Annotated in this window: 22 protein-coding genes; 13 read left to right on the top strand and 9 right to left on the bottom strand. The window is 72.0% G+C overall.

The window, feature by feature from the left end:
* Window positions 1–51 precede the first annotated feature (51 nt).
* Window positions 52–1,254 (top strand): erythromycin esterase family protein, encoded by a 1,203-nt coding sequence (locus tag ACFWBY_RS03760; RefSeq protein ID WP_385343853.1) that lies wholly within the window; start codon window positions 52–54, stop codon window positions 1,252–1,254.
* A gap of 51 nt (window positions 1,255–1,305) precedes the next feature.
* Here ACFWBY_RS03760 and ACFWBY_RS03765 read toward each other — a convergent pair whose 3' ends face one another.
* Window positions 1,306–2,136 (bottom strand): alpha/beta fold hydrolase, encoded by an 831-nt coding sequence (locus tag ACFWBY_RS03765; protein ID WP_385343856.1) that lies wholly within the window; start codon window positions 2,134–2,136, stop codon window positions 1,306–1,308.
* A 77-nt stretch (window positions 2,137–2,213) separates the two neighbouring features.
* On the opposite strand from ACFWBY_RS03765, the gene ACFWBY_RS03770 reads away from it, so the two are divergent.
* A complete protein-coding gene (locus ACFWBY_RS03770) occupies window positions 2,214–2,831 on the top strand; it encodes a sigma-70 family RNA polymerase sigma factor (protein WP_385343859.1) in 618 nt (205 codons plus the stop codon).
* Window positions 2,832–2,888: 57 nt separating this feature from the next.
* On the opposite strand, the gene ACFWBY_RS03775 is transcribed toward ACFWBY_RS03770, so the two are convergent.
* Window positions 2,889–4,076, bottom strand: a complete 1,188-nt coding sequence (locus ACFWBY_RS03775; RefSeq protein WP_385343862.1) for a PucR family transcriptional regulator — start codon at window positions 4,074–4,076, stop codon at window positions 2,889–2,891.
* A 219-nt stretch (window positions 4,077–4,295) separates the two neighbouring features.
* Between ACFWBY_RS03775 and ACFWBY_RS03780 the strand changes: the two genes are divergently transcribed.
* From ACFWBY_RS03780 to ACFWBY_RS03805, 6 genes are all read left to right on the top strand, one after another.
* Window positions 4,296–5,093, top strand: a complete 798-nt coding sequence (locus ACFWBY_RS03780; protein ID WP_385343865.1) for an ABC transporter ATP-binding protein — start codon at window positions 4,296–4,298, stop codon at window positions 5,091–5,093.
* Entirely contained in the window at window positions 5,081–5,926 is an 846-nt protein-coding gene (locus ACFWBY_RS03785; RefSeq protein WP_385343868.1) for an ABC transporter ATP-binding protein, read from the top strand. The genes ACFWBY_RS03780 and ACFWBY_RS03785 overlap by 13 nt, the downstream gene beginning before the upstream one ends.
* A complete protein-coding gene (locus tag ACFWBY_RS03790; protein ID WP_385343870.1) occupies window positions 5,923–6,813 on the top strand; it encodes a branched-chain amino acid ABC transporter permease in 891 nt (296 codons plus the stop codon). Before ACFWBY_RS03785 ends, ACFWBY_RS03790 begins: the two co-directional genes overlap by 4 nt.
* Window positions 6,806–7,888 carry a branched-chain amino acid ABC transporter permease gene (locus tag ACFWBY_RS03795; RefSeq protein ID WP_385343873.1) on the top strand — a complete coding sequence of 361 codons (1,083 nt, stop codon included), beginning with the start codon at window positions 6,806–6,808 and terminating at the stop codon, window positions 7,886–7,888. Before ACFWBY_RS03790 ends, ACFWBY_RS03795 begins: the two co-directional genes overlap by 8 nt.
* A complete protein-coding gene (locus tag ACFWBY_RS03800) occupies window positions 7,885–9,147 on the top strand; it encodes an ABC transporter substrate-binding protein (RefSeq protein WP_385343875.1) in 1,263 nt (420 codons plus the stop codon). The genes ACFWBY_RS03795 and ACFWBY_RS03800 overlap by 4 nt, the downstream gene beginning before the upstream one ends.
* Window positions 9,148–9,277: 130 nt before the next feature.
* Window positions 9,278–9,895 carry a MepB family protein gene (locus ACFWBY_RS03805; RefSeq protein WP_385344503.1) on the top strand — a complete coding sequence of 206 codons (618 nt, stop codon included), beginning with the start codon at window positions 9,278–9,280 and terminating at the stop codon, window positions 9,893–9,895.
* Window positions 9,896–9,937: 42 nt separating this feature from the next.
* Here ACFWBY_RS03805 and ACFWBY_RS03810 read toward each other — a convergent pair whose 3' ends face one another.
* The 3 genes from ACFWBY_RS03810 to katG all read right to left on the bottom strand — a co-directional run bounded on the left by ACFWBY_RS03810 (window position 9,938) and on the right by katG (window position 14,600).
* Window positions 9,938–10,804 (bottom strand): DMT family transporter, encoded by an 867-nt coding sequence (locus ACFWBY_RS03810; protein ID WP_385344506.1) that lies wholly within the window; start codon window positions 10,802–10,804, stop codon window positions 9,938–9,940.
* A 144-nt stretch (window positions 10,805–10,948) separates the two neighbouring features.
* A complete protein-coding gene (locus ACFWBY_RS03815; protein ID WP_385344508.1) occupies window positions 10,949–12,214 on the bottom strand; it encodes a sulfite oxidase in 1,266 nt (421 codons plus the stop codon).
* 154 nt (window positions 12,215–12,368) lie between these two features.
* Window positions 12,369–14,600 (bottom strand): catalase/peroxidase HPI, encoded by a 2,232-nt coding sequence (gene katG, locus ACFWBY_RS03820; protein WP_385344511.1) that lies wholly within the window; start codon window positions 14,598–14,600, stop codon window positions 12,369–12,371.
* A 301-nt stretch (window positions 14,601–14,901) separates the two neighbouring features.
* On the opposite strand from katG, the gene ACFWBY_RS03825 reads away from it, so the two are divergent.
* A complete protein-coding gene (locus tag ACFWBY_RS03825; protein WP_385344514.1) occupies window positions 14,902–15,312 on the top strand; it encodes a Fur family transcriptional regulator in 411 nt (136 codons plus the stop codon).
* Window positions 15,313–15,623: 311 nt separating this feature from the next.
* Window positions 15,624–17,789, top strand: a complete 2,166-nt coding sequence (gene helR, locus ACFWBY_RS03830) for an RNA polymerase recycling motor ATPase HelR (protein ID WP_385344517.1) — start codon at window positions 15,624–15,626, stop codon at window positions 17,787–17,789.
* A gap of 6 nt (window positions 17,790–17,795) precedes the next feature.
* Here helR and ACFWBY_RS03835 read toward each other — a convergent pair whose 3' ends face one another.
* The 4 genes from ACFWBY_RS03835 to ACFWBY_RS03850 all read right to left on the bottom strand — a co-directional run bounded on the left by ACFWBY_RS03835 (window position 17,796) and on the right by ACFWBY_RS03850 (window position 20,586).
* Window positions 17,796–19,040, bottom strand: coding sequence for a serine hydrolase domain-containing protein (locus ACFWBY_RS03835; RefSeq protein WP_385344520.1), 1,245 nt, complete (start codon window positions 19,038–19,040; stop codon window positions 17,796–17,798).
* A gap of 194 nt (window positions 19,041–19,234) precedes the next feature.
* Window positions 19,235–19,489, bottom strand: coding sequence for a hypothetical protein (locus ACFWBY_RS03840; protein ID WP_385344523.1), 255 nt, complete (start codon window positions 19,487–19,489; stop codon window positions 19,235–19,237).
* 31 nt (window positions 19,490–19,520) lie between these two features.
* The gene (locus ACFWBY_RS03845; protein WP_385344526.1) at window positions 19,521–19,811 is read right to left on the bottom strand and encodes a hypothetical protein; all 291 of its coding nucleotides are present in this window, start codon (window positions 19,809–19,811) and stop codon (window positions 19,521–19,523) included.
* Between the two features lie 130 nt (window positions 19,812–19,941).
* Entirely contained in the window at window positions 19,942–20,586 is a 645-nt protein-coding gene (locus tag ACFWBY_RS03850; RefSeq protein ID WP_385344528.1) for a lysophospholipid acyltransferase family protein, read from the bottom strand.
* Between the two features lie 260 nt (window positions 20,587–20,846).
* Here ACFWBY_RS03850 and ACFWBY_RS03855 point away from each other — a divergent pair, with 260 nt between their 5' ends.
* The 3 genes from ACFWBY_RS03855 to ACFWBY_RS03865 all read left to right on the top strand — a co-directional run bounded on the left by ACFWBY_RS03855 (window position 20,847) and on the right by ACFWBY_RS03865 (window position 25,289).
* Window positions 20,847–21,347, top strand: a complete 501-nt coding sequence (locus tag ACFWBY_RS03855) for a GNAT family N-acetyltransferase (protein WP_385409624.1) — start codon at window positions 20,847–20,849, stop codon at window positions 21,345–21,347.
* Between the two features lie 601 nt (window positions 21,348–21,948).
* A complete protein-coding gene (locus tag ACFWBY_RS03860) occupies window positions 21,949–23,502 on the top strand; it encodes a cellulase family glycosylhydrolase (protein WP_385342261.1) in 1,554 nt (517 codons plus the stop codon).
* Between the two features lie 14 nt (window positions 23,503–23,516).
* On the top strand, window positions 23,517–25,289 hold the full coding sequence (locus ACFWBY_RS03865; RefSeq protein ID WP_385342260.1) for a glycoside hydrolase family 6 protein: 1,773 nt from the start codon (window positions 23,517–23,519) through the stop codon (window positions 25,287–25,289).
* Window positions 25,290–25,304 lie beyond the last annotated feature (15 nt).

A 25,304-nucleotide genomic window follows, 5' to 3' on the forward strand; every position in this document is an offset into this window, starting at 1 on the left:
CCGAAATCACGCGAAAGTTTCAATCGAAGGTTCAACGATACCGTTGAAGGCATGGCTACTGACATCAAGGACGCCGTCCATGCCGTCGAGGCTGCCGCCGTCATGGGGCTGCTCCCGGCCAGGCCGCGGATGCTCGCCCTGGGCGAGCCGACCCACGGCGAGGACGCTCTGCTCGACCTGCGCAACGAACTCTTCCGGCAGTTCGTCGAGCAGGAGGGCTACCGGACGATCGCGATCGAGAGCGACTGCGTGGCGGGCCTCGTCGTGGACGACTACGTCACCTCGGGCGCGGGCACGCTCGACGGGGTCATGGAGCGCGGGTTCAGCCGCGGCTGGGGCGCCTCCGCGGCCAACCGCGAACTCGTGCGCTGGATGCGCGCCTACAACGACGGCCGTCCCACCTCCGAGCGCCTGCGCTTCGCCGGCTTCGACGGTCCGCTGGAGATCACCGGAGCCGCGAGCCCCCGGGAGGCCCTCACCGCACTCCACAGCTACCTCTCGGCCCGGGTGGAAGCGGACCTGCTCCCCTGCACCGCGGAGACCATCGACCGCCTGCTCGGCGCTGACGACTCGTGGACCGAACCCGCCGCGATGAGGGACCCGGCCCGGTCCGTGGGGCAGTCGGCCGCTGCCGGCCGGCTGCGGTTGCTCGCCGACGACCTGGTGGCGCTGCTCGACGCGCAGACGCCGCACCTGGCCGCGGTGACCGCGCCGGACGCCTTGGACCGGGTACGTCTGTACGGGCGCACCGCGACCGGCCTGCTGCGTTACCACTACTGGATGGCCGACGCCTCACCGGCCCGCATGACCCGGCTGGTGGGCCTGCGGGACCAGATGATGGCCCACAACCTCCTCGCGGTCGCCGCTCGGGGCCCCGCGCTGGTCTACGCCCACAACTCCCATCTCCAGCGGGAGAAGAGCACCATGCGGATGGGCGGGATGCCGCTGGAGTGGTGGAGCGCCGGTGCGCTGGTGAGCGCACGGCTCGGCGAGGACTACGCATTCGTGGCCACGGCCCTCGGCACGATCCGGCACCAGGGAGTGGACGCGCCGCCGCCGGACACCGTCGAAGGACTCCTGTACGCGCTCCCCGAGGACCGCTGCGTCGTCGACGCCCGGCGCTTGGCCGCCGCCCTCGGCGACATGCGGCCCGCGCCCCGCACATCCCCCTGGTTCGGCTACGCCCCGCTCGCCCCGGCCCACTTGACGGACAGCGACGGCATCGTGTTCGTCAAGGACGTCCGGCGGAACTAGAGGTGTGACCGGGAAGGTCCAGGTCCACCGGGTCGGCGCCGCGCGCTCCGCTCATCCGGCGAGGAACGCCGCCGTGGCCGCGACGAACCGGTCGGCGTCGTCGAGCCACGGGTAGTGGCCCGCTCCGGGTTGCACCGTGAGCGTGACGTGAGGGAAGACCTCCGCGAGCTCCGCGACCGTCGCGGGCGGGCTGTTCAAGTCGACGTCGCCGGTGAGGAGGAGAACGGGCGCCCCGAGGGCGGCGAGCGCCTTCCGGGTGGCGTGCGGGTCGAAGGCGCCCTCGGCTCCGAAGAGGGCGACGGCCTCCTGGTTGCCCGGCCGGGCGGCCTCGTGGTGCTCTCGGGCCGCCGCGTCCCACCGGCCCCAGAAGAAGGGGGCGATGGCTTCCCAGTCGCTGCCCGTTCCCTCGGTGATCGCCTCCAGGGCGGCGAACGCCGCCGGGAACCACGGTTCCTGCCCGCGGAGCCGGGCGAGCTCCCGGCGCGTCCGCGGGGTGACCGCCACGCCGACGGCCCGGGGGCTGGGGCCGATGAGGGCGAGCTTGCCGACGTTCCGCGGGTACCGGGCGGCGTACTGCATCGCGATGTTCGACCCCGCGGAGTGGCCGAGCAGATCCGTCCGGGGAAGTCCGAGGTGCACGCGGAGCGCCTCGACGTCGTCGACCAGGCGGTCGCAGCGGTAGGAGGCGGTGTCCTCGGGGATCGCGGACCGGCCGGTGCCGCGGAGGTCCAGGACGACCAGCCGGCGGTGCGCGGACAGGCCGCCGAGGTCGCCGAGGTACGCGGAGTCCGCGGGGCCTCCGGGGATACAGACGACCGGCTCGCCCTGGCCGCTCACGCGGTAGGCGAGCTGGGTTCCGTCAGGCGCGGTGAAAGTGGGCATGGGACGGATCCTGTCAGCCATAACCGAGTTATACAACCGGGTTATGCGGCGCGGGTGCCCGGGTATATAACTGGGGCGTGGCAGCCGAAGAGAGCACGCGCCGGATCCCCGAGACGCCGGCCGGGACACTGACCGAGGAACAGGCCGAGCGGATGCTCACCGGCATGAACGAGGTCATCCGCGCGGGCGAGGAGATGCGCAAGCTCCGCGCCGAAATGATCAAAGTGTTCGTCGGTCTCGGCTGGACGCAGGAACGCATCGCGCAGCTCACCGACATGAGCCAGCCCGCCGTGTCCAAACAGGTGGCGAAGCACAAGGCCGACGCCCCCCAGCCCCCGATGGGGCTCTCCCTCGACCAGCACGACGCCCCCTGGCTCGAAGGACGCCTGTGGGGCCTGGCCGAGAACATCTCCGAGGCCTTGGGGGAATCCGCCCGCTGCACCCGCTCCGTCGACGCCCTCACCCGGGGCAAGAAGCGCTTCACTCCTCAGAACGTCGACGAGCTGCGGCGCCTCGTCGAAGAGGATCTGAGGCTGCACCGGGCGGACCTGCCCGCCGGCCACCAGGCCGCGTACGACGAGATCAGCCGCGGTCTCGACCTCCCGCCGAAGACCACCGCCGCCCCCGCACAGGCATCCGTGCGCCGTTCCCTCGCGCACCGGATCCAGCGCGATCGGCTCGGCGCCGGCAGGTGACCCGCCCGCGGCACGAGGTCCGGCCGTGACGGCCGCGGCGGAGCGGGCCCGGTCGGGTCAGCCTCCCGAAAGCCGGTACGCGTCCCGGGCCAGGGTCAGCGCGATCAGGTCCCGGGGCCGGGACAGCGAGCGCGAGGTCAAGTGCTCCAGTCGGCGGAGGCGGTTGAAGACCGTGTTGCGGTGGCAGTACAGACGGCCGGCCGCGCGGCCGGCCGAGCCCTCCGCGGCCAGCCAGGCGTCCAGGGTCTCCAGCAGCATCGCCCTGTCCGCCGGATCCAGCTCCAGCAGGGGCCCCAGGACCGACAGGACCAGCTCGGCCGAGAGTTCCGGCTGACGCACGACCAGGGCCGTGGGCAGCCGGTCGGTCAGCTGCACCAGCACCCGCTCGTCCGGACCGCAGGTCCGCAGCGCCGTCTCCGCCAGCCGCCGCGCCCGGCCCAGCTCCGCCAGCCCGTCCACGGCGGGGCTGATGCCGCCCGGCCCGGGGCAGCGGTCCGCCAGCTCAGCCGCCAGGTCGGCCGGCGAGGAGTCGCCCAAGGCCACGACCGCCAGCTCCCGTTCGGTGCGCATCCGCCAGAACAGCCGCATCCCGCGCGCCGCGACCACGCGGTGCACCTCGTCGCCCCGGTCCGCCGGCAGCACCACCACCGCGTACCGCCCCTGCTCCGGCAGGTCCAGCGCGAGCGCCGTCCGGGCGGCCAGCCCGGGCGTGGCGTCCCCCTCCAGCAGGGCGTCCAGCAAGGCCTGCACGCGCTCGTCGCTGCGCCGCCGCATCTCCAGCTCCGCCGTCCTGTAGGCCTCGGCCGTCGCGGTCGCCTGCTGTTCGATGCCCGCCCACATGGCCCCGGCCGCGCGCGCGAGCACCGGCAGCGCCTCGGGGTCCTTCTCGGTCACGATGTCCAGCAGCGCGTCCCAGGTGAGGCGGCCCGCCCTGCGGTACGCGTAGAGCAGCAGGCCGAGCGGCAGTCCCTGTTCGGCCCGCCTGCGGCCCAGCTCCTCGGCGTACAGGAGGTCCTTGCGCGGCGCGGACCGGCGCGCGGCGAACGCCTCGATCCCGTAGTGCATGGCCTCGTTGACCTGCTGCCAGTGCTCGTCGCGGGGTACGGCCAGGTCGAAGAGGGGCGAGTGTTTCGCCAGGTCCTCGATGAGCTGGTCGGTGAGTCCGGAGATGCTCGCGATCAGCACGTCCGCGGCCGACAGCAGGACCGACCATTCCTGTTCCGTGCGCGTTCTGCGTCCGCCCATGACCGCCTTCCGTGCACGTTCCGCGTCCGCCCGTGGCCGCCGAGGATGCCATCCGGCCCGGCCCCCGTCAGCGGCCCCCGCACGAGGTCTGTGCGTGTGCACAGCGCGCTCGGGCCGCAGCTGGTCATCGGCAGCGATTCCGCATCCGGCCGTGGACGCGGGCCCGGCCCGGTGCTGGTCTGTGCGCCAGCACAAGGCCGCGAAGAGAAGGGAGAGGACGTGGCTTCACTACAGGTGCGCGCGCTGTCCGCCGGCTACGGGCCGGTCCGGGCGCTGCGCTCCGTATCGCTCGACGTGCCCGCCGGCGCGGTGGTCGTCGTACTCGGCGGGAACGGGGCCGGGAAGTCGACGCTGCTGCGTGCGGTGTCCCGGACGCTCACGTTCCACCGGGGCGCCGTGACGGGCGGGACCGTCAGCTTCGGCGGCCGGCCGTTGGACGGACTCGGCCCCGACCGGGTCGTCGCCGCCGGCGTGGTCCAAGTACCGGAAGGGCGGCAGGTGTTCACACGGATGACCGTCGCGGACAACCTCCGCGCCGGGGCGCTGGGCGCCCGTTCGGGAGCCCGCGCGGACGTGGCCCGGTCCCTCGCCCGGGTGCACGAGCTGTTCCCCGTACTGGCGGAGCGGGCACGGCAGCGCGCCGGCCTGCTGTCCGGCGGCGAACAGCAGATGCTCGCCCTGGGCCGGGCACTGATGGCCCGCCCCCGTCTGCTGCTCCTCGACGAGCCCACTCTCGGGCTGGCACCCAAGATGGCCGCCGTCATCGCGGAGACCGTCACCGAGATCAACGCATCCGGCACTTCGGTGCTCCTCGTCGAGCAGAACGCGGCCGTGGCCCTGCGCCTCTCCTCCCACGCCTACGTCCTGGAAGTCGGCGAGGTGGCCCTCGACGGCCCGGCCGCGGAGTTGGCCGTCTCCGACGAGGTCCGCCGCCGCTATCTCGGCATCACCGACGGAGCCGGGCGGGTGCCGGCGCCCGCCGGGGCGCCCCGGGAGCTGCGCAGGTGGTCCGCGTGAGCGCGGCCTGGTCCCCTCCCCCACCGCCTTCCCCCTCCCCTGCGGCGGCGCCCTCCCCTCCCCCGCCGCTCTCCGTCACCGATGTCACCGTCCGCTTCGCGGGCCTGACCGCACTCGACGGCGTCTCCTTCGCCGTGGCCCCCGGGAGCGTCCACGCCGTCATCGGACCCAACGGGGCGGGCAAGTCGACCTGCTTCAACGTCCTCTCCGGTGTGTACCGGGCCACGAAGGGCAGCGTCCGCTTCGGTACCGCCGAGCTCACGGGCCTCGCTCCGCACGAGGTCGCGGGCCTGGGCATCGCCCGCACCTTCCAGAACCTGGCGCTCCCGCCTCACACCACCGTCGCCGACAGCCTGCTCCTGGGCCGCCACCGGCTGACGCGGTCCGGGTTCCTGGCCACCGGACTGCGGCTGCCCTCAGCGGCCCGCGAGGACCGCCTGCACCGCGAACGGGTGCGGGAGATAGCCGAGTTCGTCGGCCTGGAGGGCGACCTCGCGGCGCCGGCGGGCTCCCTCCCGTACGGAAAGCAGAAGCTCGTCGAGCTCGCCCGGGCCCTGTGCACGGAGCCCCGGCTGCTGCTCCTCGACGAACCCGTCGCCGGCATGACCGCGGACGAGCGCCGCCGCACGGCCGCCGTCATCGCGGGCGTCCGGGACGGTCTCGGCATCTCGATCGTGCTGGTCGAACACGACATGGGGGTGGTGATGCGGCTCGCGGACGAGGTGACCGTACTCGACTTCGGCAGGCGCATCGGCGGCGGGACTCCCGCGCAGGTGCAGAACGATCCCGCGGTGGTCCGCGCGTACCTCGGAGAGGAGGAACCGGCCGCGTGATCACCTTCCTCGAACTGCTCATCGGCGGAATCTCGATGGGTTCCGTCTACGCCCTGATCGCCCTCGGCTTCGTGATCATCTTCAAGGCCACCGAGGTGGTCAACTTCGCCCACGCCTCCCTGCTGCTGGCCGGCGGGTACGTCACCGCGGCCCTGCACGATGAACTCGGCTTCTGGCCCGCCCTCGCGGTCGGCACCCTCGCGGCGGCCGCGGTCGGGGCTGCGATCGAGTTCCTGGTGATGCGGCGCTACCGGGGCCAGGACCAGAGCGTGCTGGCCATCGTCACCATCGGCGTCGACATCCTCCTCATCACCGACCTCACCCGGCGCATCGGCACGGACGTACTCCCGCTCGGCGACCCGTGGGGCGACCGCGTCGTCCACCTCGGTCCCGTCACCCTGGCCCAGACCCGGATCGCCGCCATCCTCGCCGCCGGCCTGCTGATCACCGTCTTCCTGCTCGTGTTCCGCCACACCTCCTGGGGGGTGGCGATGCGCGCCGCAGCCGAACGGCCCGAGACCGCCGCCCTGATGGGAGTGCGCCTGGGCCGGGTCTCGCTCGCCGCCTGGGCGGTGGCCGGGGCGCTCGCCGCCGTCGCCGCGCTCTTCCTGACGGTCTTCCCCACGCCGGGTCTGGAGCGGGCCACCTCCCTGGCCGCGCTCAAGGCCTTCCCGGCGGCGATCCTCGGGGGCCTCGACTCCACCACCGGCGCCCTGGCCGGCGGACTGATCGTGGGAGTCACCGAGGCCCTGGCCACGGGCTACCAGGGCCAGCTCGCCTTCCTCGGCCGCGGCATCGGCGACCTCGCGCCGTACGTGGTCATGGTCGCCGTCCTACTGGTCCGGCCGGCCGGACTCTTCGGTACGAAGGAGCTCGCCCGTGTCTGACACCCGGACCCGGACCGTCTCGGCGGCCGTCGCGGGCGCGGTGCTGCTCGCGCTGCCGTTCTACCTCGACCGGTTCTGGCTGCAGGCCGGGCTCTTCGCCATGGCCGCGGCCATCGGCGCCATCGGGCTCAACCTGCTGACGGGCGCCACCGGCCAGCTGTCCATGGGGCATGCCTTCTTCCTCGCCGTGGGCGCGTACGGCTACTGCGCGCTCGCCGGGGACGGCAGCACCGCCGGCGGCCACACGCTCGTCGGCCTCGGCCTGCCCAGCTGGCTCGCCGCGGTCCTCGCGGTCGCCCTCGCCGGGGCGGCGGGCGGTCTCTTCAGTCCGATCGCGGGCCGTCTGAGCGGCGCGTACCTCGGCATCGCCACCCTCGCGCTGATCTTCATCGGCCAGCACCTGCTCTTCAACGCCACGAGCCTCACCGGAGGCTTCAACGGCCGCGCCGTGGAGCCGCTGTCCCTCTTCGGCATCACCTTCGACGACACCGAGACGGTCGTCGCCGCCGTCCCCTTCCAGTCCGCCGAGAAGCTCTGGTACGTCGCCCTCGCCGCCCTCCTCGGCGGTGCCCTGTTCGCGCGCGGGGTCCTGCGCGGCCGGCCCGGCCGCGCCATGAACGCCCTGCGCGACCACCGCATCGCCGCGGGGGTGATGGGCGTGCCGGTCGCCCGGACGCGGGCCGCCGTCTTCGTCCTGTCGTCGATGTACGCGGGGCTGGCCGGCGTACTGCTCGCTCTGGTCTTCCAGCGCACCGTGCCGGACTACTTCGGCATGGTCCTGTCCCTGGAGTACCTCGCCATGATCGTCATCGGCGGTCTGGGCACGGTCGCCGGAGCCGTGGCCGGTGCGGTCTTCGTGTCCCTGCTGCCCCAGCTCCTCGCCCGGTACAGCGACACCCTCCCCTTGGTGTCCGCGCCCGGTACCGGCGGGGTCTCCCCGGGCGAGGCCTCCCGCTACCTCTACGGCGCGGCCGTCGTCGTGGTCGTCCTGTTCCTCCCCGGCGGCCTCGCCCGCATCGGCGCCGTCACCCGGATCGTCCGGACCCGGTCCCCCCTCCCGAAGGAGCGAACGTGAACAGAAGAAGGCTCGGTACGGCGGCCCTGGCGGCCGCGCTCGTCCTGACCGGCGCTGCCGGGTGCAGCGGCAAGGCCAAGACCGATGCCGGTGACAAGCCCGCCGCGGGCGGTGTGAAGGCCGGAACCGGGGTGAGTGACACCGTCATCCGGCTCGGCGCGCTCACCGACATGACCGGTGTCTACGCCTCGCTCGGCAAGAGCGTCACCCAGGCCCAGCAGCTCTGGGTCAAGCAGGCGAACGCGGCCGGCGGAATCTGCGGCCGCACGATCGAGCTGACCGTGCGCGACCACGGCTACGACCCCCAGAAGGCCCTCGCCGCCTACACCGAGCTGGAGCCGACGGTGCTGGGCTTCACCCAGTTCATCGGCTCGCCGTTCGTCGCCGCCGTCGAGCAGCGCATCGACGGCCAGGACAAGGGACTGGTCATCCCGCAGGCCTGGTCCGCCTCGCTCCTGGGCAGTCCGTACATCCGCACGGTGGGCGCGACGTACGACATCGAGACCGTCAACGCCGTCGGCTTCCTGCTCGACGAGAAGCGGATCGCCTCCGGCGACAAGGTCGGGCACGTCTACTTCGAGGGCGACTACGGCGAGAACGCGCTCACCGGGGCCAAGCACGCGGCCAAGGAGGCCGGGCTGACCATCGTCGAACAGAAGATCAAACCGACCGACAACGACATGACGGCCCAGGTCGCCGCCCTCAAGCAGGCCGGGGTCAAGGCCGTGGTCGTCAGCGCCGGTCCCCGTCAGGCCGCCTCGCTCGTCGGGGTCGCCGCGGCCGGCGGGTGGAACGTGCCGTTCGTCGGCAACAACTCGGCCTTCTCTCCGCAGCTGCTGGCCACCCCGGCGGGCGCGGCACTGCAGAAGGACTACTACGTCGCCTCCTCCGCCCTGCCGATCGGCTCCACGGAGGCGGGTCCGGCCGCCCTCGCCGCCGCGTACAAGGCGGAGTACCCGGACGCCGGCCTCGACAACGGCGTGGTGGCCGGATTCACCGCCGGCTCCCTCTTCGGCGAGGTGCTGAAGAAGGCCTGCGCCGACAAGGACCTGACCCGCGAGGGCATCCGCAAGGCGCTGCTGGGCCTGAAGTCGTACGACAACGGCTTCGGCATCACGCACGACTTCTCGGACCCCCAGGCCCCGTCGACCCGGCAGAGCGTGATCATGAAGCCCGACGCGACGGTCCCGGGCGGCATGAAAGTGGTGAAGGAGGCCTCGACGGCGCCCGCGGCGGCGAAGTTCACGCCCGCCTCCTGAAAGACCGGCACGCGTCGGCGCGGACGGGCACGGCCTTCGGACGCCCAGGGCGTCCGAAGGCCCGCTCCCGGCCGGACGGAGCGGGGACAGGGTGCGCAGCGCGGGCCCGGCACCGTGACAGGGTGAACGGATGACGACGAACGACGACCACGCACCCGGCCCCCGTCCCGGAGGTTCCCCGCCCTGGCCGGCCACCGCCGCGGTCCCCAGCGATCTCCTGGCGGCGAAGGCACTCGTCTACGACCCCTGCGGGTTCAGCTGTTCGCTGCCGGTCCCCGAAGCCGAGAGCGCCGACTACGCCGCCCACGCCTTCACCCTCGACGGCCTGTCCGTCCGGTTCCGCGCGGCCAGGACGACCCCGACGAAGGCCGGACAGTTCGTCACGGTGTGGAAGAGGTCCGCGGCCGGGCCCATCCAGCCCTTCGACGCCGCGGACGCCGTCGACCTCTTCGTCATCAGCTGCCGCGAGGACCAGCACTTCGGCCAGTTCGTCTTCCCTCGGGAGGCCCTGCGCCGGCACGGCGTCGTATCGGCGGACGGCATCGGCGGGAAACGCGCCTTCCGCGTCTACCCGCCCTGGGTGACCACCACCAACCGCCAGGCCGCCGGCGCGCAGGCGTGGCAGCTGGACCACTTCCTGTACCTGCACGGTGGGCAGCCCTTCGACCCGGCGCGCGCCCGGACGCTCTACCACCCGTCGAACGGCTCCGGCGCGCACGCTCCGCAGGTCGGCCGGACGAGGGCCTGACGGTCGGGCGCGGAGCCACGAGCCGGCCGCGGGACCCGTCTCTCACGGCGCGCCGGCCGCGGCCCCCTCGCCGCCCCTGGCCAGGGCGAGCACTCCGGCGCTGATGAGGACCAGCCCGAGCACCTGGGGGACCAGCCACCAGTGGGTCCGCAGGTGTTCCTCGTACAGGAGCACCCCCAGCGCGACGCTCACGCCCGCGTCGCCGAGGGTCAGCGCGGGTTGCGAGGCGACCAGCGGGCCGCCCTGCATGGCGTGTTCGAGGAGCAGCAGGGCGCAGACGCCGCTCGCGGCGAAGGCGTAGGTCTCCCAAGTCGTCAGGAATGCGCCGATGCCGTCGTCGTCGAGTACGTGCACGGCCGACTTCATCAGGGCGGCCGTGAGCGCGTAGCAGACGGCGGTCGCCGCACCGAGACACCCGGCCCGCATCCGGCCCGGTGGCCACCGCAGTCCTACCGCTGCCAGTACCGCCACCGCCGCCGCGCACGCCGCCAGTGCCAGGACCCACCGGTCGAGGGGGACGTCCGTACGGTTGCCGGCCGGCGAGGCGGCCACCAGTACGATCCCGAGCCCGCCCACCACGCCCGCCACCGCGAGCCACAGCGTCCCGGGCATGCGACTGCGCGCCACCAGCGAGGCGATGAGCAGCGCGAGCGGCAACTCCAGCACGAACAGGGGCTGTACGAGGGCCAGCGCGCCCGTGGCGAGCGCCACGGCCTGCCCGACGCCGGCGGCGATCACCGCCAGGATCCCGCCGATCCACAGCGGCCGCCTCATCAGGTCGACGACCAGCCCGAACCGGAAGCCGTCACTCTGCGGCACCGTGAGCGCGGCCCGCCGCTGGAGCACCGTCGCGAGCGCGTTGCTGAGCGCCGCGAACAACGCGAAGAGGACCGGCAGTACGAAGCCCATGCCCCGATCCTCGGCCACGCACCACGTCTCCCCGACGCCGACACCACCCCGTACCGGCCCGGCACCGCTCATTCCCCCGTCCAGTCCCACGGGCGAAAGGGACCGGGCGCTGCCCGGCGTGCGGGGCAGCGCCGGAGCCGGCGCTCAGACCACCGTCACCGGGTGGCGCACGACCGCGTCGAAGAGGTAGCCCTGCGTGTTGTGGGCCGCCGTCGCGGGCTGTGTCCGCCCGGTGGCGTCCGTGGCCCGGGCCAGCAGGGCCGTCGGCCCCGGGGTCCGCGGCGTCCACGGCAACGACCAGCGCACCCAGCTCCCCCGGCGCGGGGCGTCGTGCAGCCGGGCCCGCTGCCACCGCGTGCCTCCGTCGGTGCTGACCTCGACCCGGTGCACGGGGGCCGCGCCCGACCAGGAGCGTCCGGTGAGCAGCCGCTCGCGGTGCACCGGGACGGCGGCACCCGGCTCCAGTTCGAAGGCGCTCTTGAGGGTCTGCCGGGTCAGCGGAGCGCTGCCCTGCGGAGGCTGGTCGGGCCCGAAGAGCCGGTACAGGTCGGTGTTCCACGGCGTGTACAGCGGCTGCCCGCTCACCTCGATGTCCCCGACCCACTTGATCGAGGAGATCCCGATCCAGTCCGGTACGACCACCCGGACCGGCCCGCCGTGGTCGGGCGGCAGCGGCTCGCCGTTCATCTCGTACGCGAGGATCACGTCGTCCAGCGCCTTCGACACGGGCAGCGGGCGCCGTACCCGCCCCAGGTTCACCCCGTTCGCGACCACCTCGTCGTCCAGGCCGCGGGGCAGGACGTCGACGGCCCGCCGGGTCACCCCCGCGCGCCGCAGCACGTCGGACAGCCGGGCCCCGCGCCAGCGGGCCACGCCGATCGCGCCGAGGGTCCAGGCGGTCCCGGTCACCTGCTGGCCCTGCTGCGTGGTGTAGAAGCTCCGGCCGTTGCCCGCGCACTCGATGAACAGCGTCCGCTCGACCGCCGGCAGCGCGCGCAGCCGGTCGTACGAGAACTCCACCGGCCCGCCGGACAGGGCGTCACCCCACACCTTCAGGTGCCAAGCATCCCTGTCCAGGCGCACGGTGGCGGTGTGGTTGCGTACGAAGAACCGGTCGACGGGAGTCAGCGGGCCGGTTCCGCGCAGGGCGGCGAAATTCGTCTCCGCGTTGGTGCCCCGGACGGTGAACAGCTCGGGCGGCAGCGCCTTCACTATCCCGGGCGGCGCGGCGCCGGCGGCCGCGGCGGCCTCGGCGGCGACCAAGCCCAGGGAGCCGGCCGCGGCGGCCCCGGCCGCGAACAGCCTGAGCAGGTCGCGTCGATCCACTCCGGCCGAGCGGGCGCGGCCGCGCTCCCACTGCCGCAGGCGCGCACGGTCGTACTGGCTCTCGTCCGACAGGTCGAGGGGCATGGCGGGACACTCCTTGCTCGCGATTCCCGACGGACCCTAGGAGCCCGGCCCCACCTGCGGGAACCGACTCACCGCGATGGCCACGAACCTGCAACACGGCCGCAATGCCGCTCCGTCCGGGCCGGCCCTGAGGTGGCCGGCCCGGAGGGCTTGATCAGACGAGGTCGAACCGGTCCAGGTTCATCACCTTGTCCCAGGCGGCGACGAAGTCCTTCACGAACTTCTCCTTCGCGTCATCGCTCGCGTAGACCTCGGCGAGGGCGCGCAGCTCCGAGTTCGATCCGAAGACGAGGTCGGCGCGGCTGCCGGTCCACTTGACCTCGCCGGTGGCGCAGTCGCGGGCCTCGAAGGTGTTCGCGTCCTCGGAGGTCGCCTTCCACGTCGTGCCCAGGTCGAGCAAATTGACGAAGAAGTCGTTGGTCAGGGACCCGGGGGTCGTGGTGAGGACACCGAGCCTCGACTGCTGGTGGTTCGCGCCCAGGACGCGCAGGCCGCCGACGAGGACCGTCATCTCGGGGGCGCTCAGGTTGAGGAGGTTAGCCTTGTCGAGCAGCAGGTACTCTGCGGGCAGTCGGTTGCCCTTGCCGAGGTAGTTGCGGAACCCGTCGGCGGTCGGCTCGAGCGCGGCGAACGACTCCACGTCGGTCTGCTCCTGCGAGGCGTCCACGCGGCCGGGCGTGAAGGGGACCTCCACGCCGAAACCGGCGTCCTTCGCGGCCTGTTCGACGCCCGCGGCGCCGGCGAGGACCACCAGGTCCGCCAGTGAGATCTGCTTGCCGCCGCCGCGGGCCGAGTTGAAGGACGCGCGCACGCCCTCCAGGGTACGCAGCACGGCCGCCAGCTCGTCGGGCTCGTTGACCTCCCAGCCGCTCTGCGGCTGGAGTCGGATGCGCCCGCCGTTGGCACCGCCGCGCTTGTCGCTGCCGCGGAAGGACGAGGCCGACGCCCACGCCGTGGACACGAGCTGGGACACCGAGAGGCCCTGGCCGAGGATCTCGCTCTTGAGGGAGGCCACGTCCGCGGCGTCGACGAGCTCATGGTCCACCGCGGGCAGGGGGTCCTGCCACAGCAGCGTCTCGGCCGGGACCTCCGGGCCGAGGTAGCGCACGACGGGGCCCATGTCGCGGTGGGTCAGCTTGAACCACGCGCGGGCGAAGGCGTCCGCGAACTCGGCGGGGTTCTCGTGAAAGCGCCGCGAGATCTGTTCGTAGGCCGGGTCGAAGCGCAGCGAGAGGTCGGTCGTGAGCATCGTCGGGGCGTGGCTCTTCGACGCGTCGTGGGCGTCGGGCACGGTGCCCGCCCCGGCGCCCTCCTTGGGCCGCCACTGGTGCGCTCCGGCGGGGCTCTTGAACAGCTCCCACTCGTAGCCGAACAGGATGTCGAAGAAGGTGTTGTCCCACTGGGTCGGGGTGTTCGTCCAGATCCCTTCGAGACCGCTGGTGATCGTGTCACCGCCCTTGCCGCTACCGAAGGAGTTGGCCCAGCCGAGGCCCTGCGCTTCGATCGGGGCGGCCTCGGGGTCGTCTCCGACGCTTTCCGCCGGGCCGGCGCCGTGGGTCTTTCCGAAGGTGTGGCCGCCCGCGATCAGGGCGACGGTCTCCTCGTCGTTCATCGCCATCCGGCGGAACGTCTCGCGGATGTCGCGTGCGGCCGCGATCGGGTCCGGAGTGCCGTTCGGGCCCTCGGGGTTGACGTAGATGAGGCCCATCTGGACCGCGCCGAGGGGGTTCTCCAGCTCACGCTCCCCGGTGTAGCGCTCGTCGTCGAGCCATGTGGTCTCGGGGCCCCAGTAGACGTCCTCGTCGGGCTCCCACACGTCCGCCCGGCCGCCGCCGAAGCCGAAGGTGTCGAAGCCCATCTGCTCCAGGGCGACGTTGCCGGTCAGGATCATGAGGTCGGCCCACGACAGGCTCTGGCCGTACTTCTTCTTCACCGGCCACAGCAGGCGGCGAGCCTTGTCGAGGTTGCCGTTGTCCGGCCAGCTGTTGAGGGGCGCGAAGCGCTGCTGGCCGGCCCCGGCGCCGCCGCGGCCGTCGCTGATCCGGTAGGTGCCCGCGCTGTGCCAGGCCATTCGGATCATGAACGGGCCGTAGTGGCCGAAGTCCGCGGGCCACCAGTCCTGCGAGGTGGTCAGCACCTCGGCGATGTCCTGTTTGACTGCCGGCAGGTCGAGCGTCTTGAACGCCTCGGCGTAGTCGAAATCCCCGCCCAGGGGGTTGGCCACGGCGGGGTTCTTGGCAAGGATCTTCAGGTTGAGCCGCTCGGGCCACCATTGGCGGTTTCCCCCGCCCTGGGTCGGGTGCGGGGCGCGACCGTGCGCGACCGGGCAGCCCCCCGCGCCCTCGTCCTTCGCGTCTACGACGATTGCATCATGGTTCTCAGACATGGGAATCCTTCCGGACCGGACCAGGCGGCCGCGGTGATCAGGAACTGCATGCGGTGGAACGTTCCGGGCGCGGGACCCGAGGCAACGGGCCCCCGTCGAGCGGGACTTGCCGGCGTCGAGATCGGTTGCGTCCAGTTCTCCCGCCGCTCTGAAGTCTTCCTGTCCCTTGGCTATCGACGGAACCGATCCTACGATGGACGCAATCCAAGTCAAGAAAGACACCAAATCCGCATCCAGTCGGATCCGGGACGTCCGCCGGTCGTTCCGGGACGACCCGCCGCACCTGAAGGGTTGAGCCGATATGAGTGACCTGCTGGAACGGCTGCGAGGGCGCGGCTGGCGGATGACGTCGCAGCGGCGCGTGATCGCGGAGGTCCTCGACGGCGACCACGTCCACCTCACGGCCGACGAGGTGCACGCCCGCGCGGTGGAGCGGCTGCCGGAGATCTCCCGGGCAACCGTCTACAACGCCCTGGGCGAACTGGTCTCCCTCGGCGAGGTCTTGGAGGTCACCTCCGACGGCCGGGCGAAGCGCTACGACCCCAACGCACACCACCCGCACCAGCACTTGGTCTGCTCCGGCTGCGGCCTGATCCGCGACGTCCACCCGAGCGGCGACCCCCTGGCCGACCTCCCGGACGCGGAACGGTTCGGCTTCACGGTGGCCGGGGTCGAGGTCACCTACCGCGGACTGTGCGTGTCCTGCGCGTAGGGGATCGTCCGACGAGAGCGGACAAGAAAGGCAAGGAGGAATCACCCACCCCTTGCCGCTCTCAATTTATAACGCACCGGGGGGCTTGCGGCAAGGGCCCGGCCGTCGGGCAGAATCGCGGATCCAAGGCCAGGACCTGCAGATTCGGGAGATCCGCGTAGTGCGTTTGCTGTTGTCAGTTCAAGGGTCGTGCAGTCACGTCGAGTCGGAGGCGGGACCCGCACCGCGGGTGCGGACACTCCGTAAGGGGATGCGGCGGGTGGGCGCGCCGCCGGCCGTCGCGCAGGCGACCGCGGATCGGAGCTGAGGACATGAACCCTCTGACCACCAGCGCGTTCGACCTTCCCGACCACCTCTCCCCCAAGGCCGACCCGGCCCTCGTCGACGGCGACGAGCGGCACTTCGCGGCCATCTCGGAGAGCCTCGAAGCGGCGATCGCCGAACTGTCCGACCGTCTGGAGGCCGTGCGCAAGGCGCCCGGCGGCATCGGCCGGGAGGCGATGGACCGGGACTCCGAGATCCACCGCCTGACCGGCCGCCTGCGCACCCTGCGCCGCTTCGGCCTGGACCTGTGCCTGGGACACACCGTCCCCGCGGACGGCTCCGGGCCCGTCTACATCGGACGCCTCGGCCTCACCGACAGCGAGGGGCGCCGGCTGCTGATCGACTGGCGCTCCCCCGCCGCCGAGCCGTTCTTCGCGGCGACCCACGCCGACCCGATGGGTCTGGCGAGCCGCCGCAGGTACCGCTGGAACCGTGGGCGGATCAGTGACTACTGGGACGAGGTGTTCACCAGTGAGGGCCTCGACGGGCACGCCGCGCTCGACGACCAGTCCGCCTTCATCGCCGGCCTCGGCGGCAACCGGTCGGCGCGGATGCGCGATGTGCTCGCCACCATCCAGTCCGACCAGGACGCCGTCATCCGGGCGGGGTCCCGCGGCGCACTCGTCGTCGACGGCGGCCCGGGTACGGGCAAGACCGTCGTCGCCCTGCACCGCGCCGCCCACCTCCTCTACTCCGACCCCCGCCTCGGCCACCGTCGCGGCGGCGTGCTGTTCGTCGGTCCGCACCAGCCCTACCTGGCCTATGTCGCCGATGTCCTGCCCAGTCTCGGCGAGGAGGGCGTGCAGACCTGCACCTTGCGCGACCTCGTCACCGAGGGAGCCGCGGCGGGGACCGAGCCCGACCCGGAGGTGGCGCGGCTGAAGTCGTCCGCGGACCTGGTGAAGGCGATCGAGGCCGCCGTCGCCCTCTACGAGGAGCCACCCACGCAGGGGATGACGGTTTCGAGCCACTGGTCCGACCTCTGGCTGAGCGCCGACGATTGGGCGGCGGCGTTCGAAGCAGTGGAACCGGGTACTCCGCACAACGAGGCGCGCGACCAGATCCGGGAGGAACTGCTCACGATCCTGATGGACAAGGACGACACCGATGTCGCGCCCGAGCTGCTCCGCAGGTCGCTGCTGCAGGACCGGGAGCTGATCGCGACCCTCAACCGCGCGTGGCCGATGCTCGAAGCGAGCGACCTCGTCGCAGACCTGTGGTCGGTACCCGCGTACCTGCGCAAGTGCGCCCCCTGGCTCGGTCCCGACGAGGTACGCGCACTGCGGCGCGAGGACGGCCAGGCCTGGACGGTGTCCGACCTGCCGCTGCTGGACGCGGCACGGCAGCGGCTCGGCGACGCGCAGGCATCGGTGCGCAAGCGTCGGCACGAGGCTTCCGTCGCCGCCGAACGCGCGCGCAGGGCCGACGCCATCGCCGGCCTGCTGCAGAACGTACTGATCGACGAGAGCGAAGGCGCGGTGGGGATGCTGCGCGGCCGGGACCTGCAGGACACCCTGATCGACGAGAGCGCGCTGCCCCGCACCGAACCGGACCTTCTCGCCGGCCCGTTCGCACACATCATCGTCGACGAGGCCCAGGAACTGACCGACGCCGAGTGGCAGATGCTGCTGCACCGCTGCCCGTCCCGCAGCTTCACGATCGTCGGCGACCGGGCCCAGGCCAGGCACGGGTTCACGGAGTCGTGGCGGGAACGGCTCGAACGGGTCGGACTCGACCGGATCGACGTCACCTCGCTGAGCATCAACTACCGCACGCCGCAAGAGGTGATGGAGCAGGCAGAGCAGGTGATCCGCGCGGCGCTCCCCGACGCCAACGTGCCGACGTCGATCCGCGGCAACGGCGTACCCGTCACGCACGGATCCGTCGCGGACCTGGACTCGGTCCTGGGCACCTGGCTCGGCGCACACGAGGAAGGCACCGCCTGCGTCATCGGCACCGACATAGACGGCGGCACCGTCCGGGCGACGCCCCGCGTCCGGTCGCTGACTCCGGAACTGACGAAGGGGCTCGAATTCGACCTGGTCGTCCTCATCGACCCGCAGACGTTCGGCGAGGGAATCGAAGGAGCCGTCGACCGCTACGTCGCGATGACCCGCGCGACCCGGCAACTCGTCATCCTCAGGACCCCCTGACGTCGGTCAGCCGGGGGTTCCTCCCTTGCCCGTGGGCGCGATCGGCTTGCGACCGGGGTAGACGTGGTCGGGGGTCACGATGCTCGTGACCGCCTCGCCGAAGAGCGTGCTGGGCTCCTGGCCGTCGGTCTGGCTGTCGGTGTTGAGGACGATGACCATCGTCGCCTGCGCCTCGGGCAGGTAGACCGGCAGGACCTCGTACCCCGGGATGGAGCCGTTGTGGCCGATCCAGCCCTGGATGTTGAAGATGCCCAGCCCGTAGCCGTCACCGGGGATGTTCATCGGCGTGGTCTTCAGGCGCTCCGCCTGGGTCGCGGGCGTCAGGAGCGTGCCGGTGGCGAGGGTGTGGGCCCAGCTGCGCAGGTCCTGCACGTCGGAGACCATCTCTCCGGCGGCCCAGGCCCAGGAGGGGTTCCAGTCGGTCGCGTCCTCGGTCTTCCCCGAGGCGGTCTGGTCGGTGTAGCCGTGTGCGTAGGGGTCCAACAGGGCCGCGCTCGTGGGGAAGATCGTGCTGCGGAGCCCGGCCGGTTCCAGGACGTCCTGCTTGATGACCTCGTGCAGAGGCCGGCCGGTGACCTTCTCGATCACCAGGCCGAGCAGGATCAGGTTGGTGTTGGAGTAGTCGAACTCCGCGCCCGGCTCGAACTGCACGGGGTGCTTGAAGGAGTAGTCGAGCAACTGCTGCGGTGTGACGGGCCGTTGCGGATCGGCTTGCAGCTTCTTGATGAAGTCCTCGTCCAAGCTGTAGTTGAAGAGGCCGCTGCGCATGCCCGCCAGTTCGCGCAGGGTGATGCGGTCCCCGTTCGGAACGCCCGGGACGTACTTGCCGATGGGGTCGTCCAGGCCGATCTTCCCCTGGTCGACTTGTTGGAGGAGGGCCGTCACCGTGAAGGTCTTGGTCTCGCTGCCGATGCGCACGTGGAGGTCCGCCTCCATGGGAGCCCCGGTCGCCTTGTCCGCCACGCCGAAGGACTTCAGGTAACTCCCCTTGCCGGGCGCCCACAGCCCCACGGTCACGCCCGGCACCTTCGTCTCGCTCATGACCTGCTTGACGGCCTCGTCCAGTTGCGCCGCGACGGCGGGTGTGAGCTGCGGGAAGTCCGAGTCGGTGCCCGGGGAGGGCGCGGCAGGGGTGGACGGCGCCCGAGCGGTCCCTCCGTGGGCGGAGCCCGCGACGGCAGGGGCGATGAGCACGCCCACGGCGACGGCGGTGGCGCAGGCCCGGCGCAGCCGGATACGGGTTGGCTTCACGGCTGCTCTCCTGTCGTCCGCGGACCCAGGCAACGAGAACAGCGTAGGCCCGCGCCACCCCGGTCGCGAGGCGAGCCCGCCGGTCGCACGGACCGGGCCGGGCCGGACACAAATAGGGGGACGGGCGACGGGCACGGACCAGGCCTTGGAGGTGGGCCCTCGCCGCCCTGGCGGCGAGGCGGGCGCCGGCCGGGTCAGTACAGCAGGACCTGGGTCATGAGGATCTGCGACGGGCCGGCGTCGTCGACGATGACGTACTCGGCGATTCCGAGCTCGCCCTCCTCGCCGAGGGCGAGCCGGCGCTGCTCGGGCCGTCGCGCGGAAGCCGTGCTCCCCGCGGCCCTGCCCGCGGTCTCGCTGATCGAGACCATGGCGGCGACGATCGCGCCGAACACGGCAGGCGGCAGATCCGGATCCATCATCAGCCGGGCGACTTCCTCGGACAGCACGCACGGCAGGCCGTCGGCCTCGCCGTGCGGCTCACTCGACAGAGAGGCCCGCTTCCCGGCGCATGAAGACGAGTTCGCCGAGCGAGACCGTGGGCGTGGCGCCGGCCAGTGCGGCATCGGCGCGCCGGTCGGCGGACGGATCGGTGACGAGCGTCGCCTCCAGCCACCACCGCCGCAGCACGTTCTCCGCCTTCTCCGGTGCGGCGGCCAGCAGTTCGCGGTAGAACTCCATCCGCCGCTCCCCGGCCAGGGCCGCGGCGATGCCGTCGGCATTGCGCGGCACGCGGTCCGCGGCCTGCGGGTGAACCGGCTGCGCGCTCATGCGGACGCTCCCTGGGTCGGCTGCTGCACCGAGTCTGCCCCCTGGCCACCGCTCCGGTCGACCCGTCCCCCGACCGTGACGGGGATCGCCGTGCTCCGCGCCCCGCGAGGCCGACGCGAGAGGAGCCGTTTCACGCGGCGAGGCCGGCCACGGCGGTGCGCCAGGCCGACGTGACCGCCCCGTGGGCCACGGCCGTCGCCTCCGCGACGTGCTCCGGCAGGGACAGGGGCGCGCCGACGTGGACGTGGACGCGCGGGCGGCGGGCCGGGGCCGTCAGGGCTCCCGCGATCTGCTTGGCCGCCGTCCCCGAGCTGATCCGGCGGGCGCCCGCCTGGCCGACCGGGCGGACGGGCGCGCCCGTGGACCGGGCGAGGCGGGCCAGACCACTGCGGAACGGCAGGGGTGCGGCTTCCCCCGAGTCGCGGCGTTCGGGGATCCCGCCCTCCCCGTACATCAGCACGCACCGCCCCGCCGCCAGCGCCTCGGCGGCGTCGTCGAGGGCCTGCGCCGCGCGGGCCGTGCCGCGGCGGACCGGGATGTGGCCTTCGCGGGCGAGCGCGGCCCCGAGCACCGGGACGCGCCACAGCCCGGCCGCGGCCATGACGACCGGGTCGACTCCGAGCCGGCGCAGCGCGGCGACCACGACGACCGGGTCGGCGAGGCTGGTGTGGTTGGCGACCAAAATGGCGCCTCCCAGGATCGGTCCCGCCGCGTCCGCTGTGACGGTCATCCGGCCGAACACCGGGGCCAGGGTGGCGGCGATGCGGCTGATCACGGAACCTCCAGGGAGTGCGTCCTTCATGCCCCCAGAGTGGCGGCGCACGGCCGGCCCGGCATGAGTCGCCGTACTCAACCCGCCTGGTGGATCGTTCCGTTCACACCACTAGGTACCCACCCCCGGTCGCCGGGCCGCGGGTGCCCGGCGACCGGGGACCGGGTAGCCCGTCTCCGTCTCGCATCTCGCCGTCGCTGTCGCAGCCCCCGCGGGCACGAGGGCCCTTCGATGTCACGCACGGGTCGTGTGATGCTGGCGTCATGTCGGATCAACGCGGGATCGCCATCGTCCGTAGGCCCGGTCGACACATCTCCCCCGAGGACGGGATGGCGGAGCTGCTGACGGCCTACCATCTGCGGACCGAGGCGGAGAAGGGCTCTGCCGTCGCCGGGGTGAGCGGCTTGCCGGACCGCTACCGGGCAGAGATCGCGGCTCCGCGGGCCGCGTTCGCCGACGACGCCGTGCTGATGGCGCTCCGCGGGGAGGACGCGGTCGGCTGCCTCGTGGTGACCGCCCCCGCCGGAGGACGGTCAGAGGTCAAGAGGCTCTGGACGGATCCGGCCTTCCGCGGCCGCGGCATCGCCTCCGATCTGATCGGTGCCGCGCTCGCCTGGTGTGCGGAGAACGGTGTCGCCACCGTGCGGCTGTCGGTGTGGAGGTGGCGGACGGGCGCCATGGCCCTCTACGAACAGCGGGGTTTCACCGTCGCCCCCTCGTGGGACGAGCGGGATCAGCTGGTGTGCATGGAGCGCGCCGTCTAGTGCTGTGGCCGGGAAGGTGTGCCGGGTCGCGGTGCTCGGTGCGGTGCAGCGCAAGGCGGAGGGCCACGGCTCGTACTGGACGTACCGCCGTGGCCCGACAACGCGGCGAGGTGCCGTGCCGGGCGCCGCGACCCGGTGGACCTTCCAGGTCACAGCACTAGGCCGTCCCGAGTCGTCGCTGGTGGCGGCGACCCGTCCGGATGCCCCCCGGCAGCGGACGGTCACGGGGATCGGCGTCGCGGCGCCACGCTCCGTGGCCGGACCGGCCTCTGACGTCCCGGGCGTCACGGATCGGCGAGACGTCGACCGCGGCCGGGTGGTGGGTGGTTCGTCATGCGGAGATATCTCCTCTCTATTCGGCGGGATGCGGGCTTGCGGAGAGCGTGAGCACAAGCTCTGAACCAGTGGGAGCGCTCCCACTGTGCAGACGTGACACGACGGCGTCAAGACGCGTGAAGAGTCGAAGGCACGCTGCGAGGAATTTGGTGAACTCCTCTTTTGCTTGGCGTCAGTTGCCGCTACGGTCTGGCACCAACCAGTGGGAGCGATTCCGTCAGTCGGCGCGCCGTCAACAGCGCGCCCTCGCTGCAAGGACTCGCTCATGCGACATCCCCCACGCACGTCCGCGCTGCTCACAGGGGCAGCGCTGGTGATGGCGAGCTCTGCCTTCGCCCTCTTGGGTACGGCCTCAGGAGCCGCGGCCGCACCCTCGTGCACGGTGAAGTACTCGGTCGTCGGCCAGTGGGCCGGCGGGTTCCAGGGTTCGGTCACCGTCACCAACAACACCTCCGCACTGAACGGCTGGAGCCTCGGCTTCGGCTTCCCCGCAGGTCAGACCGTCAGTCAGGGCTGGGGCGCCAAGTGGTCCCAGACCGGGCCGGCCGTCACGGCCGCGAACGAGAGCTGGAACGCCGCCCTGGGCACCGGCGCGAGCGTGACGGCCGGCTTCATCGCCTCCTGGTCGGCCGCCAACACGGCGCCCGGCTCGTTCACGCTCAACGGAGTCGCCTGCGAGAGCGGCGGCGGCCCCGGACCGGATCCGTCACCCACGACCCCGACACCCACGCCCACCGGCCCCACGCCCTCGCCGACGGGCCCGACACCCACACCCACCGGCCCTACCGACCCCCCCGACCCCGTCTCCGGGGCGCCCGAACTGGGTGTCACCGGCAACCGCCTCACCGACCCGAACGGTGCCACCCGCCGCCTCCTCGGCGTCAACCGCTCCGGCGCCGAGTACATGTGCGTCCAAGGACACGGCATCTTCGACGGCCCCGTCGACGACGCCTCGGTACGCGCCATCGCCGACTGGGAGGCCAACACCGTCCGCATCCCGCTCAACGAGGAGTGCTGGCTCGGCCTCGACAACATCAAGCCCGAGTACCGGGGCGCGAGTTACATCGAGGCGATCAAGGGCCTGGTCGACCGGGTCCTGGCGCACGGCATGACGCCGGTCGTCGAACTGCACTGGACGTACGGCCAGTACACCGGCAATTCCTCGGGCTGCGCCGACGTCCACGCCTCGTGCCAGAAGCCGATGCCGAACGCCCAGTACACGCCGGCGTTCTGGACCTCGGTGGCCAACACCTTCAAGAACGACCGTCGGGTCGTCTTCGACCTCTTCAACGAGCCGTATCCGGACCGGGCGACCTCCACCAGTGCGCAGGCATGGGCCTGTTGGCGCGACGGCGGCACCTGCCCCGGCATCGGTTACGAGGTCGCCGGCATGCAGGACCTGCTCGACGCCGTCCGTGCGACCGGCGCCCGCAATGTCGTACTGGTCCCCGGTATCGCCTACTCCAACGACCTGAGTCAGTGGCTCAACCACTCCCCCACCGACCCGACGGGCAATCTGGCCGCGGCCTGGCACGTCTACAACTTCAACACCTGCTCCAACGAAGCGTGTTGGGACAGCACGCTGGCACCCGTCGCCGCCCGCGTCCCCCTGGTGGCGGGCGAGATCGGCGAGAACACCTGCGGACACGCGTTCATCGACCGCGTCATGGCGTGGTCCGACGCCCGCGCCCTCTCCTATCTCGGCTGGACCTGGAACACCTGGAACTGCTCCTCGGGACCGGCCCTGATCACCTCGTACGACGGCACACCCACCTCATTCGGCATCGGGCTGCGCGACCACCTGCGCGCCCTGAACTGAAAGGCCCCCACGAAATGAGCCGCACGACCCTCCGCACCACCAGTCGCACCACCAGCCGCACCGCCCTGCTGGCCGCCCTCAGCCTCGTCACGGCCGCCGGCGCCACCGCCACCGTGTTCGGCACCTCCGCCGGTGCCGCCACCGCCGGCTGCAAGGTCGACTACCAGGTCACGAACCAGTGGAACAACGGCTTCGGCAGCAACGTGACCGTCACCAACACCGGCGACCCGGTCGCCTCCTGGACCCTGGAGTGGTCCTACGCGAACGGCCAGCAGGTCACCCAGGGATGGAACGCCACCATCACCCAGTCCGGGGCCGCGGTGACCGCGAAGAGCATGTCCTACAACGGGTCCCTGGCCACGGGCGGTTCGACGTCCTTCGGGTTCAACGGCTCGCACACCGGCACGAACGCCGTCCCCGCGACCTTCAAGCTCAACGGCGTGACCTGCAACGGCGCCACCGACCCGACCCAGCCGCCCACCACTCCCCCGACGACGCCGCCGACCACGCCGCCCACGACCCCTCCGCCGGCCGGCACCAAGGCCGACAACCCCTACGCCGGCGCCAAGGTGTACGTGAACCCCGAGTGGTCGGCCAAGGCCGCCGCGGAGCCGGGCGGCAGCAAGGTGTCCAACCAGCCCACCGCTGTCTGGCTGGACCGCACCGCCGCCATCCAGGGCGCGAACGGCGGGATGGGCCTGCGCGCCCACCTCGACGCCGCCCTGGCCCAGAAGGGCAGCGGTGAGCTCGTCGTGCAACTGGTGATCTACAACCTGCCGGGACGGGACTGCGCCGCGCTCGCCTCCAACGGCGAGCTGGGCCCCACCGAGATCGACAAGTACAAGACCCAGTACATCGACCCGATCGCCGCTATCCTCGCCGACTCCAAGTACGCGGGGTTGCGGATCGTGACCACGGTCGAGATCGACTCGCTGCCGAACCTCGTCACCAACGTCTCGGGCCGGCCGACGGCCACCGCCAACTGCGATGTGATGAAGACCAACGGAAACTACATCAAGGGCGTCGGCTACGCGCTGAACAAGCTGGGCTCGATAGCCAACGTCTACAACTACGTGGACGCCGGTCACCACGGCTGGCTCGGCTGGGACGACAACTTCGGCGCTTCCGCCGACATGTTCAAGCTGGCGGCCACGGCCGAGGGCTCCACGCTCTCCAACGTCCACGGCTTCATCGTGAACACGGCCAACTACAGCGCCCTGAAGGAAGACCACTTCAAGATCGAGGACTCCGTCAACGGCACCTCCGTCCGCCAGTCGAAGTGGGTGGACTGGAACCGGTACACGGACGAGCTGTCGTACGCCCAGGCCATGCGGACCAAGCTGGTGTCCCTGGGCTTCGACACGAACCTCGGCATGCTGATCGACACCTCCCGCAACGGCTGGGGCGGTACGGCACGGCCGACCGGACCGGGCGCCCTGACCAGCGTCGACACGTTCGTCAACGGCGGCCGCTTCGACCGGCGCATCCACCTCGGCAACTGGTGCAACCAGTCGGGGGCCGGTCTCGGTGCGAGGCCGCAGGCGGCGCCGGCCGCGGGCATCGACGCGTACGTGTGGGTCAAGCCTCCGGGCGAGTCGGACGGGGCGAGCCAGGAGGTCCCGAACGACGAGGGCAAGGGCTTCGACCGGATGTGCGACCCGACCTACACCGGGAACGCGCGCAACGGCAACAGCATGTCGGGGTCCCTCCCGAACGCGCCGCTCGCCGGCAAGTGGTTCTCGGCCCAGTTCCAGGAGCTCATGAAGAACGCTCACCCGGCGCTGTAGCGCACCGGTCCTGAG

The organism is Streptomyces sp. NPDC060049, assembly GCF_042736715.1.
Classification (GTDB): domain Bacteria; phylum Actinomycetota; class Actinomycetes; order Streptomycetales; family Streptomycetaceae; genus Streptomyces.